Origin of the sequence: Kosakonia sp. YIM B13588 (assembly GCF_042788165.1) — a bacterium.
GTDB classification, from domain to species: domain Bacteria; phylum Pseudomonadota; class Gammaproteobacteria; order Enterobacterales; family Enterobacteriaceae; genus Kosakonia; species Kosakonia sacchari.
Genome location: NZ_JBHZPO010000002.1, coordinates 358864 through 377464 on the forward strand (window position 1 = coordinate 358864; position 18601 = coordinate 377464).

General features: G+C 51.3%; 18 protein-coding genes. 10 read left to right on the plus strand and 8 right to left on the minus strand.

The window, feature by feature from the left end; translation table 11 throughout:
* Nucleotides 1-42: 42 nt before the first annotated feature.
* Nucleotides 43-519, plus strand: a complete 477-nt coding sequence (locus ACFX4U_RS07450) for a nuclear transport factor 2 family protein (RefSeq protein ID WP_313507205.1) — start codon at nt 43-45, stop codon at nt 517-519.
* 111 nt (nt 520-630) lie between these two features.
* Here ACFX4U_RS07450 and ACFX4U_RS07455 read toward each other — a convergent pair whose 3' ends face one another.
* Entirely contained in the window at nt 631-1356 is a 726-nt protein-coding gene (locus ACFX4U_RS07455; protein ID WP_313507204.1) for a type 1 glutamine amidotransferase, read from the minus strand.
* 115 nt (nt 1357-1471) lie between these two features.
* Between ACFX4U_RS07455 and ACFX4U_RS07460 the strand changes: the two genes are divergently transcribed.
* Nucleotides 1472-2239 (plus strand): helix-turn-helix transcriptional regulator, encoded by a 768-nt coding sequence (locus ACFX4U_RS07460; protein ID WP_305736440.1) that lies wholly within the window; start codon nt 1472-1474, stop codon nt 2237-2239.
* Between the two features lie 49 nt (nt 2240-2288).
* On the opposite strand, the gene ACFX4U_RS07465 is transcribed toward ACFX4U_RS07460, so the two are convergent.
* Nucleotides 2289-3194, minus strand: coding sequence for a LysR family transcriptional regulator (locus tag ACFX4U_RS07465; protein ID WP_305736439.1), 906 nt, complete (start codon nt 3192-3194; stop codon nt 2289-2291).
* Between the two features lie 203 nt (nt 3195-3397).
* On the opposite strand from ACFX4U_RS07465, the gene ACFX4U_RS07470 reads away from it, so the two are divergent.
* Nucleotides 3398-3691, plus strand: coding sequence for a DUF1330 domain-containing protein (locus ACFX4U_RS07470; protein WP_305736438.1), 294 nt, complete (start codon nt 3398-3400; stop codon nt 3689-3691).
* Nucleotides 3692-4021: 330 nt separating this feature from the next.
* On the opposite strand, the gene ACFX4U_RS07475 is transcribed toward ACFX4U_RS07470, so the two are convergent.
* Nucleotides 4022-4828, minus strand: a complete 807-nt coding sequence (locus ACFX4U_RS07475; protein ID WP_313507203.1) for an SDR family oxidoreductase — start codon at nt 4826-4828, stop codon at nt 4022-4024.
* A 515-nt stretch (nt 4829-5343) separates the two neighbouring features.
* On the opposite strand from ACFX4U_RS07475, the gene ACFX4U_RS07480 reads away from it, so the two are divergent.
* The gene (locus ACFX4U_RS07480) at nt 5344-6189 is read left to right on the plus strand and encodes an MFS transporter (protein ID WP_313507202.1); all 846 of its coding nucleotides are present in this window, start codon (nt 5344-5346) and stop codon (nt 6187-6189) included.
* Here the strand turns inward: ACFX4U_RS07480 and ACFX4U_RS07485 are convergent.
* A complete protein-coding gene (locus ACFX4U_RS07485) occupies nt 6166-8913 on the minus strand; it encodes a winged helix-turn-helix domain-containing protein (RefSeq protein ID WP_313507201.1) in 2748 nt (915 codons plus the stop codon). The genes ACFX4U_RS07480 and ACFX4U_RS07485 overlap by 24 nt on opposite strands.
* 414 nt (nt 8914-9327) lie before the next feature.
* Here ACFX4U_RS07485 and ACFX4U_RS07490 point away from each other — a divergent pair, with 414 nt between their 5' ends.
* The gene (locus tag ACFX4U_RS07490) at nt 9328-10284 is read left to right on the plus strand and encodes a hypothetical protein (protein ID WP_380217745.1); all 957 of its coding nucleotides are present in this window, start codon (nt 9328-9330) and stop codon (nt 10282-10284) included.
* Nucleotides 10285-10433: 149 nt separating this feature from the next.
* A complete protein-coding gene (locus ACFX4U_RS07495) occupies nt 10434-10679 on the plus strand; it encodes a hypothetical protein (RefSeq protein WP_305736433.1) in 246 nt (81 codons plus the stop codon).
* 37 nt (nt 10680-10716) lie between these two features.
* On the opposite strand, the gene ACFX4U_RS07500 is transcribed toward ACFX4U_RS07495, so the two are convergent.
* Nucleotides 10717-11643: a hypothetical protein gene (locus ACFX4U_RS07500; protein WP_313507199.1), complete on the minus strand. Its 927-nt coding sequence runs from the start codon at nt 11641-11643 to the stop codon at nt 10717-10719.
* Between the two features lie 356 nt (nt 11644-11999).
* On the opposite strand from ACFX4U_RS07500, the gene ACFX4U_RS07505 reads away from it, so the two are divergent.
* Nucleotides 12000-13898: a methyl-accepting chemotaxis protein gene (locus ACFX4U_RS07505; protein ID WP_305736431.1), complete on the plus strand. Its 1899-nt coding sequence runs from the start codon at nt 12000-12002 to the stop codon at nt 13896-13898.
* 219 nt (nt 13899-14117) lie between these two features.
* On the opposite strand, the gene ACFX4U_RS07510 is transcribed toward ACFX4U_RS07505, so the two are convergent.
* The 3 genes from ACFX4U_RS07510 to ACFX4U_RS07520 form a co-directional block, all read right to left on the minus strand.
* Nucleotides 14118-14981 carry an alpha/beta hydrolase gene (locus tag ACFX4U_RS07510; RefSeq protein WP_313507196.1) on the minus strand — a complete coding sequence of 288 codons (864 nt, stop codon included), beginning with the start codon at nt 14979-14981 and terminating at the stop codon, nt 14118-14120.
* 370 nt (nt 14982-15351) lie between these two features.
* The gene (locus tag ACFX4U_RS07515) at nt 15352-15681 is read right to left on the minus strand and encodes an NIPSNAP family protein (RefSeq protein WP_305736427.1); all 330 of its coding nucleotides are present in this window, start codon (nt 15679-15681) and stop codon (nt 15352-15354) included.
* 153 nt (nt 15682-15834) lie between these two features.
* Nucleotides 15835-16737 (minus strand): LysR family transcriptional regulator, encoded by a 903-nt coding sequence (locus ACFX4U_RS07520; protein ID WP_313507314.1) that lies wholly within the window; start codon nt 16735-16737, stop codon nt 15835-15837.
* A 91-nt stretch (nt 16738-16828) separates the two neighbouring features.
* Between ACFX4U_RS07520 and ACFX4U_RS07525 the strand changes: the two genes are divergently transcribed.
* The 3 genes from ACFX4U_RS07525 to ACFX4U_RS07535 all read left to right on the plus strand — a co-directional run.
* Entirely contained in the window at nt 16829-17845 is a 1017-nt protein-coding gene (locus ACFX4U_RS07525; protein ID WP_313507194.1) for an NADP-dependent oxidoreductase, read from the plus strand.
* Between the two features lie 58 nt (nt 17846-17903).
* Nucleotides 17904-18197: a putative quinol monooxygenase gene (locus ACFX4U_RS07530; RefSeq protein ID WP_380217741.1), complete on the plus strand. Its 294-nt coding sequence runs from the start codon at nt 17904-17906 to the stop codon at nt 18195-18197.
* Nucleotides 18157-18601 (plus strand): hypothetical protein (locus ACFX4U_RS07535; RefSeq protein WP_380220918.1); only part of this gene is annotated, 445 nt, incomplete at its 3' end. The genes ACFX4U_RS07530 and ACFX4U_RS07535, both read left to right, overlap by 41 nt.

Consider the following 18601-nt stretch of genomic DNA (forward strand, 5'->3'; position numbering starts at 1 on the left):
ATAACGTCTACTGATATATCCGAATTTACAGGAGGCTTTACCATGTCCGAAACACAAACTCGCCCGCCACTTCCTCCTTTCACTCGCGAATCGGCGATTGAAAAAGTGCGGCTCGCTGAAGATGGCTGGAACAGCCGCGATGCCGAAAAAGTCTCACTGGCGTACTCACTGGATACCAAATGGCGTAACCGCGCCGAGTTTGCCAATAATCGTGAAGAGGCCGAAGCATTCCTTGCCCGTAAATGGAAAAAGGAGCTTGAGTATCGTCTTATTAAAGAGTTATGGGCGTTTGACGGCAACCGCATTGCGGTCCGGTACGCTTACGAATGGCGTGATGACTCAGGCAACTGGTTCCGCTCTTACGGCAACGAAAACTGGGAATTTGAAGCCGATGGCCTGATGAAACGTCGCTTCGCCTGTATCAACGACATGCCTATCAAAGAGAGCGAACGCAAGTTCCACTGGCCGCTGGGACGTCGTCCGGATGACCATCCGGGGCTGTCGGAACTGGGTCTGTAAATTTGTCGCTAAGCCCCCGGATACTGTGGTAGCCAAGGGCTTTTTCTCAACGCAAAAGTAACGCCGGATGTTCATTCAAATCAGGACTCAATTCCGTTGAGGTGAATGTCGTCATGCGTTTGACTGGCCGTAACGTGACGCAAGTTTGTCGAGAAAGGTGAATAATTTCCTGTTCATTTCACTGTAATCATTCGCCCGTAGTTCGTCTTGCGACTGGACAAAACGATAATCAGCGGCGCGGCGTAAATCGTTGTCGGAATGGGCAATCAATAATTCGACGACCTCCGGCGTCAGTTCCATGTGGCACTGAAACCCGTAAACCCGATCAGAATACGCGACTATCTGACGTGGGCATCCCTCGCTCCAGGCGATAATTTCCGCCTCAGGCGTAAGCCCCGGCATATCGTTATGCCAGTGACCAACGTCAAGGGTATTGCCGAAGTGAGAGAACATCTCGTTCATCGCACCTTTCTCGGTCATAAAAATGGGAAACGTGCCAATCTCTTTTTCCGGACTGTGAGCAAAAGGGGCACCCAATGCTTCGCCAATCAGTTGAGCGCCCAGGCAAACACCGATGACGGCTTTACCTGAATTCACCGCCGAGGCAATCAGCGCCTGCTCAGCGTGAGAATCAAAATGCGCGCACTCTTCCACACTGACGGAGGGATCCTGTGGGCCGCCCATGACCACCAGCAGATCGATGTCCTGTGCATCGGCGGGAAGTGGTTGACCGGCATAAACGCGGGAAAAGGTTATCTGATGGCCGCGGCGCGTGGCCCAGGTTTCGTAAGCGCCGGGCGCTTCGAAACGTTCATGAACAATGAAATGTACTCGCACAGATGTATGCTCCTGTAATAGGGGTCATAAAGTTAATTAAGTGCACGTTACCCGCCAACATTATCGCGCGGGTAAGATCAGCCAGGTCATGGTAAACAAGAGGTTCTTATCTGAAATGCCAGTCAGCATTGATAAAACGCCAAGACATGATGAAGCGACGGGTTGGTCAGGAACGGCCATTTCTTACCGCCGTGGAGAGGTCGATCCCGCGCATTACCATCTTGAAGGGCAGCTATTATTTGCTACCAGAGGCGTTATGCTGGTTGAAGCCGCTGACAGACAGTGGGTTATTCCCCCGCAGCGCGCCCTCTGGATCCCACCGCTTATGGTTCACTCTTACAGCGTTCTGTCAGACACGGAATTACGGGCTGTCTACGTCAGCAGTAGCCTGATTGCGGCTTGTACAAACTTCAGCAGGAACAGCCAGGTTCATACCATTAGCGCGACGCCACTGGTGAAAGAGCTCATAAATGGCCTTTTTACGGGTGAATATAACGCGCCGATAAAGCGAAAAATGGCGCTTTTACTGCTGGAAATTCTCAGCGAGACACCCTCCGGGGGCGCAGAACTTCCCATGCCGCGTGATGAACGTTTATTTCGTGCCGCAAGAGAGCTGGTGTTCAACCATCGCTGGAACACGTCAATGATTGACCTGGCTGACATTGCGAACATGTCGGAACGGACTTTTTCTCGCCAGTTTTTACGAGACACCGGGTTCAGCTTCCGGACATGGAAACAGCGAGCCAGGATATACGCATCCTTAGATCTGCTCGCTGATAACGTCTCCGTGAAACAGATCGCCTATCAGCTCGGCTTCTCATGCCCTGCGGCGTTTTCTGCGGCGTTCCGTTCTGTAATGGGAACAACGGCCGGTGAGTTTTAACCTGAGTACGGCGGGAAAGTGAAATAACGACCGGTAATCAATGCCGGTATCAGTCAAAGTAGGGTTTTAACATTTCTTCAGTCCAGTTCATAAACGCTCTTACACGCTGCGACAAGTTGCGCCGGTGCGCGACAACAAAAAACGCAGTGAGCGGCGCGGGACGAAAATTTGGCAACACTTCAACCAGCGCACCGCTTTTGATATGGGGTAAGAGTGAGGAATAACCGCCCTGAATTAAGCCTAACCCCGCCAGTCCCGCCTCATGATAAGCCGGTACGCTGTTGACTCTCACTGTGCCTGGTAACATCAATGACTGGTAACCCTCGCCTGCCGGATACTCCCATCCGTCAGGTTTCGAACCAAAGTTACGCATATAATGAACCATCCTGTGCCCTTGACTGAGAAGATCTTCAATCGTCTGCGGAACACCGAAACGATCTAGATAACCGGGGCTGGCCGCGTTGATCATGCGCAGATGCCCCAATGGTCGTGCAATAAGCGTTTCATCAACAATGGGGCCGAGGCGCACAACGCAGTCAAACCCTTCCTGCACCAGATCGACACGGCGGTCAGTACTTGAAAGCTCGATTTCCAGTTCAGGATGTACTTCCAGCAGCTGCGGCAGAGCAGGGATGACCACGCTTTGTGCCAGTACCGCCGGCATATCAACGCGTATCCTTCCCCTTAATGACTGACCGCCGTGAGAGAACATGGATTTCAGTTCCTCAGCCTCCGAGAGAAAGTCGCGGGCGCGCGAATAAAAAACCCGTCCGTCTTCAGTTAGCTGTACCGTCCGCGTTGTCCGGTGCAGTAGCGTAGCGCCAATTTCTTGCTCGAGTTCACGTACCACCAGTGAAGCGCGTCCTTTCTGGATACCCAGACTTTCGGCTGCCTGCGTAAAGCTCTTCATTTCCGCCACACGCGCAAAAATGATCAGGGGCTCCAGATTTTTCATTGTTCACCTCTTGGGTAACAGTACGTTATTTTTACCGCTATTTATGGTCATATTAATACTTAATAGACTGCTTTCACACCGCGTATCCCGCATAACGCTGTGTGAAGGCATTGAAGATGATTCATCCCCTGAAAACGACTTTACGTTCTCACCTGTTTATGTACTTACGCTGGAATACCCAGCCCTAACGAAGGATAAAACCCATGAATAAAGGTTATCTCATCGCTCATGTAACCGTTTCAGACCCTGTTGCCTACGCTGAATATGCCAGAGCGGCCGCAGCGGCCATGGAGAATTTCAATCCGAAGATCATTGCCTGGTCCGGGCAGTACGAAAACCTTGAGGGAGAGTCTCATGAACGGCATGTCGTTTTTGAGTTCGATTCTTTTGCCGACGCTAAACGTTTTTATGAAAGCCCGGAATATCAGGCAGCAAGATCGCTACGTTCAGATGCCGCCAGCGGAACGTTTGTACTGGTTGAAGGCACCGGGCTTTAACGCCCAGGGTTTCATGTCCGTGAGTTCAATGGGTAGAGTCAATTCGACCCTCAAATAAGGGTGAGGTTAAACCCCCCGGTATCCCGATAAACAGGATGGCCTGCTATCGCGAACATTGACGCCATATCCACGCTGCCGGTGACGCTTCGTTCAGTTCATCGTCACGCTTGCATATGGCATCGACTGTGGTGGCAAGCCGATCTTGCTGTCACAGGATCTCCCGCAGCCAGGTATCCTCCTCCTGCACAAGGCGCACGGGATTATTGCCCAGCCATGCTGATTAGCGGGTTCTGATTAACCTCCCTTAAACCAACTTTTGAGGGGGAATATTCACATAAATCTCTCTGCACCACCGGATGCTTCAATGGTCTGCCCGGTAACAAACTGATTCCTTTCGGAGAGCAGAAAGGCGGCAATTGCCGCAATATCTTCAGGCAGCCCAAAGCGGCCTACCGGGGTTTTCTCTTTTCCCAGCAATGCCATTACTTCGTCGTCGGTTTTATCGGCCAGTTCAGGGCGGCGATGGCGGACATTCGGCAACATATTCTGCGCCCAGTTATCCGTCGCGACAGCGCCCACGCCAATCGCGTTAACCAGAATGCTCTCCGCCGCCACGCTCAGAGCAAGGCTTCGGGTCAGGTTGTTGATAGCCGCGCTCAGTGCATGTGAGACGGTAAGTTGCGGGTTTGGATAGATACCGCCAATAGAGGAAATATTGACAATACGCCCCCAGTTTCGTCTCTGCATCCCGGGTATCACTGCTTTGCAAAAGCGTCTCATGGCAGAAAACTTGGTCTCAGTCATGAGCTGCCAGTCCTCTTCGGAGGTGGTTAACAGCGTGCCCGCATGGGCTTTCCCGGCATTATTCACCAGCAGATCAACGTGCCCAAAAACCTTTCCCGCTTGTTCAACAACCCGCGAAGGCAGGCCGGGATCGGTCACATCCCCGGCAACAGGCAGCGTCGAAACACCATACTTCTCGGCGATCTTTTTCGCCGCCAGGATGAGGTCCGGTTCTTGTCTGGAAACCATCACGACATGCACCCCATTTGCAGCCAGCTCTTCACAAATACTGAAACCAATCCCGGTTCGCGCGCCGGTTACCAGGGCCACTTTTCCTGTCAGTTTTAAATCCATTTGTTACTCCTCACACTCAGCACCGTTAATAACATGAGAACTATTTCTCACCGATCGCGATTTCAGACGCTTGTGCCACATAATTCAGACGTCTGAAAAAAACGCGCAAAGCGTTGGGAACCGCCTCTGCTTATGCTGCAAAAAAGAGTGAATGTAGAGCGAGGTATGATCAGTGCGTACGGAGAACCCTGAGCTTTCATCAGCCAGAATTCTGATGCTGGCGATTATTTGCTGCATTGTGGTCGCGAATATTTATTTTAATCAATCCGTTCTGAACCTGATCGCGGCTAGCTTTCCTCATGAATGGGCTGCTGTTTCGTTGATTCCCATGGCCACCCAGTTAGGCTATGCGGCGGGTTTATTCTTGCTGATCCCCTTAGGTGATTATATTGAGCGCCAGCGGCTAATCCTGCGCCAGGCTCAGGTGCTCTTCCTGGCGCTGATCGGCATGATGTTAGCCCCAACGGCGGCAGTGCTGGGTGTGCTTCTCTTTCCTGACGGGGATGGCGGCAACCGTGGCTCAACAAATCGTGCCGCTTGCTGCCTCTCTTTCGAAAGTCTCTTCGCGGGGCAAAACAGTAGGCACCGTGATGAGCGGCGTCCTCGCGGGCATTCTTGCTGGTCGGGCTATCGGAGGCCTTATCGGTCAGTATTTCGACTGGCGTGGTGTCTTTTTATCCGGCGCGGTCATGACATTGCTGGCGCTATTTTTCATCGCGCGCATTTTGCCTTCTCAGTCATTGCCGACACCCACGTTTCATTATCCGGCGGTGTTACGTTCATTAGGTGAACTGTGGAAAAGCGAGCCGCAGGTGCGTGATGCAACACTGACACAAGCCATGCTGTTTGCCTCCTTCAGCATGCTGTGGACCGTGCTCCCTTTCTGGTTAGCGCATCGCTACGATTATGGGGCTGGGGTCACCGGAAGCCTTGCTGCACTGGGGTTAATCGGTATTTTGTGTGCGCCTCTGGCAGGCAGTTTCAGCGATCGCCAGGGACCCTTCCGGATGGTGGTTTTGGGTGTGTTACTCATGCTGTTTGCCTGGGTTGTTCTCTGGGCCTGGAACAGCATGGCGGGTTTGGTGGTGGGCATTTTATTGCTGGATGCGGGTGAGCAATGTGTACTGATAGCGAACCAGCACACAATTTATTCTTTGCGCCCGGATGCCAGAAACCGTCTTAATACACTCTTTATGAGCATCATGTTTATGGGCGGGGCAGGCGGTTCACTGGCTGCCGCCTGGGTGTGGGAGACCACGCATAGCTGGACGCTGATCGCTTCAGCGGGTGCCGGGCTCGTGATGATGGGGATGTTAATTGCGGTCCGACGTCAACATTCACGTTCCCAGGCGGGCACATAGTGCGATAGCCTTTCTGACATCCGTTGCCCTGTCTGAACCATCGACATCATGTAAAACATCTTCGATTAACTGCTTAGCCGCTAATGTTTCCCCGGCTTGCGCCTGCAATGTAGCCAGTGAATAAGCAATGCGCAGAGCCCAGCCGTGCGCCTGCTGCTGACGTGATTTGCGCAGCGCCTGTTCCAGCAACGGGCGCTGCTCCTGGGGCGGCAATTGCGTGGCGGAAAGGCGCATTAGCTCAGGCGCGCACCAGTTTTCAGGATCCAACGTGGCGGTTTGCTGCGCCAGGCGGGTATCAATTTCCGACAACAAGGGCGAGTATTGCCAGTCCAGCCCCATTGCTCGCAATGAGCTAAACAGCGTGGTTTGACTCACATCGCTATGGCTGAACTGTTTGGCCCAGACAAGAAACAGCTCGCCATAGGTTTTCCAGAAATAGAGATCGTGTTTTTCTGCCAGACGAATCAGCCAGTTTGCGGCCTTTATCACCCAGCGTGGATTGCGATCCAGCGCGGCTGTCATACAGGCACCTTCCGCCAGGGCGCAGCAAAGCGAACAGGCATGCTGTAAATGCGCGGCTTTCTTCACACTGCGCCATGCCATCCGTTTTGCGGCTTTATACTCACCTTGTACCCAGAGCAAACGAGACAGAAAAGCCAGACCGGCTATCTCCTGATCAAGACCAAAACGGAAAGCGCGGCTTACGCTCTCCCGATCGTACCAGGCCAGGGATTGCTGCAAGTAATGACGACCAGCGACATGCTGACCTGAGAAATGCAGCGATACGCCGAGAATACGCAGCCCGGTAGCCTGCGCTTCTGCGTCATTGATGGCCCGGGCGAGTTCATACATCGACTGCGCATGCTGACGTGATTTATTCAGTTCGCCCGTGCGCAGGCAATACAGCCATAAGCCGTAATGCGCCTGTAAACGTATCTCGTTGTCGTCGAGCTTTTCTGCCAGTGTCAGTGCGGTTTGCCAGGCTGAATAGGTTTGCGATGTCGGGCCTTTTGCCCAGGTCGAGGCCTTACCCGCTGCGGCACAGAGGTGCATTCTCTGGCGTTGTGTTAAGACAATCTGCGAATTTTTTTCATCTAACAGCGGGTAAATATGACGCTGACATTCATCATAAAGTGAATATTCAATCCAGAACGGCGTCATCGCCTGTAAGATCTCAAGCCCCGTAGTGGTATCTCGCCCGTCAGTTAATGTCTGCTGTAAAACACGCCGCAAATCATTAAGGATGTAGCTATAGCGTTCCCGCCACTGTTCCGTTGCCAGCATCAGCCAGTCATTGCAGGCCTGCGCCACCAGAACTTTATAATAATCGACAAAACGGGCCATAAGTCCGTCATATTCCCCCGCTTGCATGAGTTTATTGCAGGCGAACTGGCGCATGGTTTCCAGCAAACGAAAACGGGTTACAGGCACCTGACTGGTGGCCTGAATCAGTGACAGGGACAGCAACCGTTGCAGATCGTCAATAACCTGCCAGCCGTGCTTGTCGTGAGTCTCAAGAAAATCATTAACTGATTTCACACTGAACGTATCGGTAAAAATGCCCAGCGTTCTGAATAACTGCTGCTCGTGCGCGTTGAGTAACTGATACGTCCACTCCAGCGTAGTCACTATTTTCTGGTGCCGGGGAACCCGCGAATTGTGCGTATTGCTTAGTAGCTGGAAACGATCCTCCAGTCGGCTATAAATCTCACTGACGCTCATGACAGGCAGACGAGAGGCGGCAAGTTCAATGGCTAACGGTAAGCCATCAAGATGGCGGCATAATTCGCCAATCATCGACAGCTCGCTGTCTGAGGGATGGAAATCGTGCTGGTTGGCCTGCACACGCTCGATAAAAAGACGAACGCTGGCAAAAGACATTAACGCCGGGTTATCGGTAATTTTCCTTTCCGGAACTGGCAATGGCGGCAGTAAATATTGTTGCTCGCCAGCAATCTGCAATGCCAGCTGGCTGGTCAGCAGCAGTTTGATATGGGGAGCCAGCGTCAGGAGTAACGTTATGACGGGCTCCAGCGCATTAATGACGTGTTCGCCGTTATCGATCAGCAGTAAACACCGACGCCGCGCAAGCTTCTGGCGTAAATCGGCATCTTGCTCAACGGCCGCCAGCGGAAGGTGTAACGCCTGTGAAAAAACCGAGAGCAAGCCGGATGCTTCGGTGATATGCGCCAGTTCTGCCACGCATATGCCATCAGGAAAATGCGTGTGCACAAGATTGACGACTTCCCACGCCAGACGCGTTTTCCCTACGCCGCCAGAACCGGTAATCGTCACCAGTTGGTGGTGATTTAGCAAGGCGCAGACGTCCTGCACGGCCTTATCACGCCCTAAAATCGATGCCAGAACAGGGGAAACAACCGGGGCAGGTAGTGCGGACTTAGGGAGAGCCTGCAACGGTACACTATGGGTGTTAAAGCGGTAGCCCCAACCAAACTCAGTAACAAGCAGATGCCGGTCATGGCCCAGTACGCGGCGTATAGCGGAAATATGTGCCTGAAGATTATTTTCTTCGACAATTTCATTTCCCCATACCTGAGTAAGTAAAGCCTCTTTGCTTACCGCTTTACCTTCAGCTTTCAGCAGAACAACCAGAACATCAAACGCTCTGGCCGAAATTCTTACTGGCTTACCCCGGTGCAACAGGATCCTTAGCTGAGGCCAGATTTGCCACTCAGCAAAGTGAATCTCATCGGCTGTTATCATGGTTTGAGATCTTTAGTTTTTGACCGTCACGACATCATACTGTGCGCAGAAAGCCATTTCATGAAAGTCATTATCAGAATCAGGTCATGCAGGATATGTCCTGCCCGATCTGTGTTTAGCCCGCGCTACCCTGAACCGCGCATGATTATAGAACCGCAGCCTGACGCTACCATAGCCCGGTGATGCATCCTGTGGCTGAAAAGAATCATCCTGCAAGCCTTGATGCATCGTTTTTGTCCGAAAAGCGCTCAAGTTATCCGGTTTTATGCCGTTAGTTATAGCGTTGTACGAATTCACATCAATAAGCGCAGCGATCTTTTCCGCAGTGTTCCGGGTTGTGAGGTGTTACGGGAAAAGCTGTGTAGGCTCACCGGGGATCCACTTTACATCTCAGGTCATGGGGAAATGGATTTTATGATCATCAATACATCCACAGTAAAATACACACAGACGCAAAGCACCTCTGACGATATTTCAAAAGCGACGAGCTCTCAGCCTGTACAGACGTCAAATAAGACGCCAGCAGCATCAGGGCAAACGACTCTCAGCGGGATGGGGCTGCTGATGTCCCGTCTGTTCGGTAATACGGACAGCAATCCGCCCGTACAAACCCAACTGACGAAAGACACGATGGGCATGTCTGCAGTTAATTTTCTGACCAATAATGACCGCAACACACTGGCCGGGTTGTATGCGCAGGCACAGCAACAGGGAACGGATCTGCGTTATGTGGACGATCTCGCCCGCGATTTAGGTGATTACCGTATGTTTAATGGCGTGATGGCAAACCTGAACGACGGCAATATGTATGACAATGGCGGGCATGTACTGACCTACAAATTTATCGCAGAAGATGAGGCGACAGCATCACGTATTCTGAACGGAGCTAACCTGTCTGGCTCCGCTCTGGATGAAGGTTTTTTACGCTATGAACTGGACCCCGGCTATTCTCCAACGCATTTGGCAAATTTTAACTTTATTGAAAGCATCGTTAATCAGTCCGGCAAAAATGCCGCTGGCATGGAACAGGTTTCCGACGCGCAGTTTTCGGTCTATCAGCAAAAAGGGAATCAAAACTTTATTGTTGAGGCGGCCAGTGAGGTGACGTTGAAAACACCGGAGCCTGATTTCGGCAGCGTAAATGGTAAATTCTTTGTTACCGCAACCGGGCTGAAACATGGCTTCCGTCTGGAAGGGGGGAAAGTGGTGCAGCATCCCGTAGACTTGTTCCAGAATCTGTCAAAAACGCCAAAAACCTTACTGGAATATTTTTTGAAAGCTGACACGGCTGACAAAAAGACTCTCGATATTTCACAGCCACTTTTCAATTTTTTCTATGCTGCTGAGCCTTTCGGAGAAAAGCAGGAATAACAGATGATTACTCAGTCGCGGAGAGGCGTGAATGGCTACGCTGATTACGATTGAACCGTTTTCTATGGGGTATTAACAGTTACAGTCGTGCCCGACTTTACGTCCTGAGAACGGAATAAGTAAAAAAAGAAATAAAACTGGAAAGAAGAATGGATAATTTAATATGGCCATTTGAAAACCAGCCAAATACGGCAGTCATAGCGAACAGAAAAATTATCTCTTTTGAAGAATGGATAGCGTTTGTTTCCCATGATAATGAAGATGGAGCAGGGCAATTTCATACTCATCCTTCAGTACCGCTGTGTGAAGTAGATGCAATGCTGGTTAGCCTACAAAATATTGTTAGCCTGGATCGTTCGCTCATCGCTTTAGCCGATCTTCTATTGGGAAAATGACTATCTATCTCTGTCCGTAGGGGACGTGAATTATTGCCTACATTTCAATCTGCCGTTTCGCGAGTGCATATCTTGCTGCGTTTGATGCCCATTCATCGGATTGGTCCTGATATTCAATCTCTGCCTCTGTTATCGGCGTTACACGAATCAGTGGGACTGAACCGAAAGGCAAATCCTCAATCTGACGACCATCACGACTGAGAATGATCCGGGTCATTGGCTTATAGTCGTCCGTAAGAGAGCAAAACAGGATGGCTCCATATTTTTCAACATCAGCGGCGATCTGAAAGCCATCGGCAACGAGATCCCCCACGCCAATTAATAAATCAGCCCACTCATCAATTTGATGGCTGGTAATATCCGAAACATCCAACTCCATGAAAAGTTCGCATTCTACGCCGTTTTCCGAGTCTGCAACGCCAGCCCAGGGCGTCGAGAGGCCATCGGTGGCCAGCGTTAATTGGGGGCCGCTCTTAATGCTGAGCACCCGGCGATGGGGGCCGAACCATTTCGTCTGGTTGTGCACGTTTGCCTCACCCCGGTCAGCGGTAAAGCAATCTGACACATCGCCATGCTTTTTCCAGAACGATAGCCTTGCGACAGCAGCAACCTCATAAACCGGACTCTGAGGACCGCGCGGCACAATTGTCTCATCGAATATTGTGTCAACCGTAACGCGACCCCGCATTAACGGTATTTTAGATCTCGTCCAGCGAACAATAACCTTATTAAAAGGCTGTATCCGTGATGTTTCGAGTTTATCGACAACGTTGCGGACCCTCTGAAAAGCCTGGTCACTAGCAGTAACGTGACGCCCGTCGCCATTCATATAGCCTCCGCTTTGCGAGGCGACTCCAGCCTGTTCCGTGATGAACACCCATTCGCCGCTCACAGCGCCAGCGGGTGCTTTGTCTAAGGCCGGGCGTAAGTCCCTTGCCGCATCAGAGTTTGAATATGCAGTCATGTCTGTCCTTCAGCTTCATGCCTTTTGTATCTGTTACCTTGCCTGACAAAAAAGTATAAACGTGCATGTTGCTGTCCGTACCGTTTAGTTTCATCAGAATGTACGCATCTTGATGAAAATGATATGGATATCAGCAAAATAAATTCATCCATGGAATAACGCGTTACGACGATATTATCTTTTATAGAAACAAAGCGTGGCATTTTAAAAATGTGAGCGGCAGATCGTTTTTTTCTAAAACGTCATTTTGTCCTATGCAATGCGCTTTTATATGAAACCGTGGCACGATTTAAATTAAAGAATTTCAAATAAATGTCGTTATTACTCTTAATTCAATCAGATAGAGTGCTGCTATTATGACATGGAAAAACACCCAAGGCCGAATAGGCCTGCTGCTTATAAGCTTTTTCGTTATCTTATTGATAGTAACCTATATTGTTATCAAGCTATTCGTCTCCCCGCAGATTATTGAAACTGAAACCAAAAATATTCAGGCGACGGTTGAATTACAAAGTAACGCGATTAAAGAGCAGATGAACCGTGTTAAGGCTCAGCAACGCTCCATCACTGAACTGGTTGTCGGTCTGCAAAGTGAGCAAATCGACGGATTATTACCGCACCTGGTTAACCAATACGGGGATTTAAACGTATTCGGCGGTGGGATTTGGCCTCTTCCTGGTCAGCGCGATCCGGCCCGGGACAAATTCAGTACCTTCTATGCCCGCGACGGAGGCGGCAATCTGCAGGTCAACACCGTCTGGAACCAGCCGGAATCGGCAAAATACTGGGAGCAGCCCTGGTATAAAGACGGCATGAATGCGCCGAAAGGCGAGTGTGCGTGGGCGAAAGCCTATCAGGATGCGGCGAGTCCGCAGCCTCGCACTAACTGTGCAATGGCGATCTGGAAAGACGGCAAAGTCTGGGGCGTGGCGACCATCGACGTGACGCTGGGCTTCTTTAACCAGCTGGCTGTCGACATGGGCAAAGCGGTAAACGGCAGCGTACTGATTGTTGAAGCGGACGGCAAAATCGTCGGTAACGGCTCTTCCGTACAGGATAAACCTGCGCTCTCAAACGTCCGCGATCTCGGTATTCCGGCGGCGGCACCGTTAGTTAGCCTGTTAGGCCAGGGAAAAACAACGGAAGTGCGCGGGAGCTACGAGGGTGAAGACGGGGCGCATTCGCTATTCGTTCTGCCCATCAGCGGCAGTCCGTGGTTCATGGCGGTTGATATTCCGAGCAGCCACCTGGTGAGTATGTCTGACGCTATTATGACCAAACTCACCATCGTGCAGGCAATTATCGGAATTCTTATCGTCTTTATCATGATGATTATTGTGCGCAATATTTTCCATAATGTGACGTTGCTCAATCGTAATATTGAAGCGCTTTCCAGCGGCGGTGCGGATTTAACGCAGCGTCTTGCGCAAAGTAAGAGCCCGGAATTTAACGCCATTATCAACAACTTCAATAAGTTTATTTCCTTCCTTAATGAGCTTATGCAGCAGGTAGGGAATAGCACGATGGCGATTTCATCGGCTTCGCGCCAGATTGCCAGCGGTAACATGAACCTCTCTTCGCGCACCGAAGATCAATCGGCCTCGATCGTGGAAACGGCAGCTTCTATGGAAGAACTGACCAGCACCGTGCGCCTTAACGCAGAGAACGCGTTACAGGCGAACAAACTGGCGGAAGAGGCTTCGGCGGTGGCGAAACAAGGGGCCAGTGTGGTTAACAACGTGGTTTCCACGATGAATAACATCAACGAGTCCTCCTCTAAAGTGGTGGAAATTATCAGTGTGATTGACGGCATTGCCTTCCAGACCAACATCCTGGCGCTTAACGCAGCTGTAGAGGCGGCAAGGGCGGGTGAGCACGGGCGTGGCTTCGCTGTGGTGGCCGGTGAAGTTCGTTCACTGGCGCAGCGCAGTGCCCGCTCAGCTCAGGAGATCAAAAAACTGATTGAAGAGTCGGTGAGCAGCATTGAGCAAGGCAGTGGACTGGTTCGTCAGGCGGGGACAACGATGGACGGCCTGATGGAAAAAGTTGAAAGCGTGGGCGTGCTGATCTCAGAAATCAGCTCTTCCAGCGATGAACAAAGTCGTGGGATTGCCCAGATCAACATCGCCATCAACCAGCTCGATAGCGCCACGCAGCAGAATGCGGCGCTGGTGGAAGAGGTGGCGGCGGCCGCGCAGTCGATGGAAGAACAAACCGTCCAGCTCGAAAACGTGGTTGGTAGCTTCAAGCTCTGACATAAAAATAGCCGACTCTGCAGAGTCGGCTTTCTTATGACTTGCGTCAGTCACTTATCCTTTCCGTTCATGCCCGCTTCGCATTTCCCTTGGTGTAAAAATCCCTTCGCACGACTCTATTTTTACTGAACAGTTAATTGCCGCAGATTCGTAGTTATCTTTCCGTTTTTCAGGTAATGACCAGGGTCAGCGCTGTGCTGTGAGTTCAACGGTGCGCTGCTAATTGTGTTGTAACAGGAAATGCCGGAGTTCAGCGGTGACTTCTTCTGGGGCATCTTCAGCCATATGGTGGCCGCTGGCTATCGCTTTACCCTGAACATGCTGCGCCCAGGTTTTCCAGATGCCCAATACGTCGCCATAAATATCTTCCAGATCATCATATTTTGACCATAAACAAAGCGTCGGGCATTTAATCAGTCGTCCGTTCTGACGATCCTGGATCTCATGCTCTTTATCGATACTAAGACCGGCACGATAGTCTTCGATCATCCCATGTACCGTTTCCGGATCATGGATGGCTCGCCTGAATTCAAGATACTCCTCGTCTCCCATTGTTTCGGGCTGGCCCCCGTACCACATGTCCGGGTCTGCCAGGATAGCACGCTCTGGTTTTTCTGGTTGTGCAAAGAAAAACCAGTGATACCATTGCCGGGCAAATTTCTCATTACACCGCTTGAGTGCTTCAAGTATTGGAATGCAATCGAGTACGGCAAGTCGTGTGATTCGCTCCGGGTAATCAAGGGCGGCCCTATAGGCGGTGTAGCTCCCTCTGTCATGTCCAACCAGCGCAAACTGCTCAAAACCAAGTTGGCTCATCAGTTCAATACAATCTTTTGCCTTAGCTCGTTTAGAAGAACCAGCATGATCGGGTTCATCAACAGGTTTAGATGAGCGGCCGAATCCTCGCAAATCAGGACAAACGACAGTAAATGATTTGGCAAGCTCCGGAGCCACTTTTGACCAGGTTACGTGCGTTCGAGGATGTCCATGCAATAACAGAACCGGCGGTCCACTGCCGCCATAGCGTACATTAAGCACTGCTTCTGAAAGGTTGATTTGTGTATGCGTAAATCCCTCAAACATGCGTATCTCCGCCTCGTAGTATGAGGAAAATTATAGGCGGGTTTTTACTGATATACCTTTGCTACAGCAGCGCGTAATCAGGAACTCACATCTAACCGGCATGGTTGAGGAAGGCAAATCCAGATACGGCGCTTTATGGAATTTTTAGACTAAATGTCTGCTTCTCGCTCGTTGCTGCCGTCCAGATATCTCTGATCACTGACTAAACGGCTTAAGAATGGGGATGCCGTTCACTGAACAATTCTGCGGGGGGGAGGTAGTGAGTTGGTGCTGTACAGACTGATGATGGCGCGCCAGATGACGCGGGAAGTTAAGCGCTGGCGAAAAAAATGCCGCTGGTGCGGCTATAAAATCATATCTGGCTGCGCAATTAGCTGGAGCGTAAATTTTCAATTGCGCTGTCGCTGAGCGTGAGCACGGATTTAACGCTGACGCTTATTCTGTCGATAATGGCCTGCCGGGGGCCAAGGCGCCACGCATCACTGTTATAAAAAGATTCCTGCGAGGATTCCAGGTGGGAGAGGCTGTCATAAGCTCTGATCAGATAGTAAGCATCATCGTCATGGGCTGATAGACCGAAAGAAACGATATCCATACCTGCTGAACGATGAAGCGGGGCACTCTCCTCCGTCATGATCTTGTGAAACGCTTTCCCGGTACCAGGTTTAAGGGTGTACAGCAAAAATTCCACTGCTTTCATTTTCGATATCCTGTCCATTTTTCATCGTTGTGAATTATTGCGCCCTGGAGCCGTGAGAGTCGACGGAGCACGGATTCTGTCCTGAGCGTTTCCTGCGAGCCAAAGCGAAAACCACTGACCATGACACATTGTTTATCGCCACAGACCGCTAATTCAAAAATTTTTAAGCATATGATCCAGAAACGCGCGTACCGCAGGATTGGAACGACGGCTTTCATGCCAGACAGCCGAAATATTACGGCGCTCCACTGTAAAATCTGCGAGTACGGGCACTAACTTTTTCTCCCTGACCAGGGAAGCCACCATAAAATTCGACGCCATGCCTATTCCGGCTCCGGCAGTCATTGCGGCTATGGCGGCCTCGCTGGCATCAACAATCACTGTTGATGAAGGTACGATTTCAATCTCTCGCTCATCGACACGGAACGGCCAGCGAAAAAGTTGCCCCGTGTTCTGGTAACGCAGATTAATCGTCTGGTGACCGATTAAGTCATCAGGATGTTGCGGTGGGGCGCAACAGGCTAAATATTCAGGCGAGGCGTAACAGCCTATCTGGTACGGCGGGAGGCGGCGCGCCAGCAGGTTTGAATCCGCGAGATCGCCAATGCGAATGGCAATATCAATATTCTCATCAACGATGCTTATCAGATGGTCGCTCAAGCGTAAATCAATCGTCACTTTTGGGTGAAGCGCGCAAAACTTCGCAAGCATGGGGGCAATCATATGGATGCCCACCGGTAATGATGCCGCAATACGTAACGTACCAGCCGGTTCTGCGCGCGCGCGTTTTGCAACCTGTTCGATCTCCTCGGCATCACGCAGCAATCGCAACGCGCGTTCATGCAGTTCGCGGCCTTCGGCAGTTAAAACCAGCGAGCGCGTCGTTCGGGTGAATAAGGTGACGCCGAGATGCTTCTCCAGCCGTTGAATACTTTTACTGATGGCGGAAGGTGAAACGGAGAGCGAGCGGGCAGCGGCACTGTAACTGCCCAGAGCGCCGGCACGAGCGAATGCGATGAGACCCGTGAGTCTTTCCAAACCTATTTGTTCCTTCATGGCACAATTAAAGCGAAATACAGCCACATTATCAATCCTGGATATTAGCCGTATGCTCTGTTACCTGAGTTGTTTTTAGCGTGAGACGGTAATGACTGAGATGATGAAAGCTGTACAGCTACATGCGTTTGGTGGGCCAGAAAACCTGCTTTATGAAGAGGTTCCCCGGCCTCGGGTCGGAAACGACGAGGTTCTTGTTCATGTGCAAGCGGCCAGCCTTAACCCGCCAGACTGGTATCTGCGAGACGGCTATCGGGCACTTCCGCCTGAATGGTGGCCCGAACCTTCCTTTCCACTCATTTTAGGGACTGACATATCAGGTGTTGTCGCGGCGGTCGGTAAACATGTTACCGGGTTCAGCATCGGCGATGAGGTCTATTCGATGGTGCGTTTTCCTGAAAAGGTGATGGAGGGCAGTGGCACTTATGCTGAATATGTCAGTGTTCCTTCGTCGGAACTGGCGCTGAAACCTCGTGGAATAGGACATGTTCAGGCTGCCGGTGCTCCAATGTCACTGCTTACGGCCTGGCAGTTTCTTATCGAAACGGGGCACGATGCACCGAATCCTTTCCAGTCTTTTCCACATAAAGCCGTTCCATTGAAAGGTAAGACCGTGTTGGTTAATGGCGCCGGTGGCGGCGTGGGGCACCTTGCCGTTCAGCTTGCCCGCTGGAAAGGTGCGCGGGTCATTGCCGTGGCTTCTTCCCGCAATGAGGCGCTTTCACGCGAGCTGGGAGCAGACGAATTTATCGACTACACCAAAACCGCAGCCGAGAGCGTAGTAAAAAATGTTGATCTCGTTTTTGATGCGGTGGGTGGCGCAAATATGGCGCGTTTTCTGCGCTGTATCAGGCCTGGCGGCGCACTCTTTCTGGTCAATCCTTTGGGTTTTTCCGCACATCCTGAGGCTACGCAAAAAGCGGTGACGGTATCATCGACGCAAGTGCGTTCCAGCGGTGCGCAATTAGCGCAAGCAGGCCGTCTCCTGGAAGAAGGTGTTGTCCGGGTGGTGATTGATAGCACCTATCCATTAGCAATGGCATCTGCGGCCCATCAGCGCGCAGCAATGGGAAGTATTCAGGGCAAAATTGTGCTGACTAACCTTTGACAATCACGTCCCCGAAAGTCCTGCCATTGCGAACGGGGATGACAGAAAAGGCGTAACTATGCTCATCATTTGCGGCTATGTGAACATTCAACCCGCTGATTTACCGTTTTTTATGGGCGATATAAAAGTGCTCGCCCAAGCCGTGCGAAAACGTGCTGGAAACCTCTCGTATGACATGGCCGTAGAGGATCACCTGACTGGACGTGTGCTTATATCGGAACGCTGGAAAGATCAGGATGCGCTGACTGCGCATCTTGCCGCTGCATTTATCGCCCGATGGCAGGAACGAATGACGGCAGAAATCCTGAAATATGACGCCCTTAACGAAAGAGGGCTTCTGGATATGGAATGACAATGTGATAGCGATGAAATTTGATGAGCGGTTGTTCAAAACCGCTCCCGGCGTTTTTGTGCGGGCAGATTCCTCGCGGGCTCGTCATCTGTCCAACTGGCTGCGCCAGTTGTCGACCCCCGGTCGGGGCTTCTCATCTCCCCTGCGGGAGTGCGCTATGCGAAAAAAAAGCCCGCATTTGCATGCGAGCTCTTCTTCGAATGATGGCGGTGAGGGGGGGATTGATTCGCTGCGCTCACCCTGCGGGCAGCCCACTCACTGCGTTCCTGGTCTGCCCAACTGGCTGCGCCATTTGTCGAATCCCGGTCGGGGCTTCTCATCCCCCCTGCGGGAGTGCGATATACGAAAAAAAAGCCCGCATTTACATGCGAGCTCTTCTTTGAATGATGGCGGTGAGGGGGGGA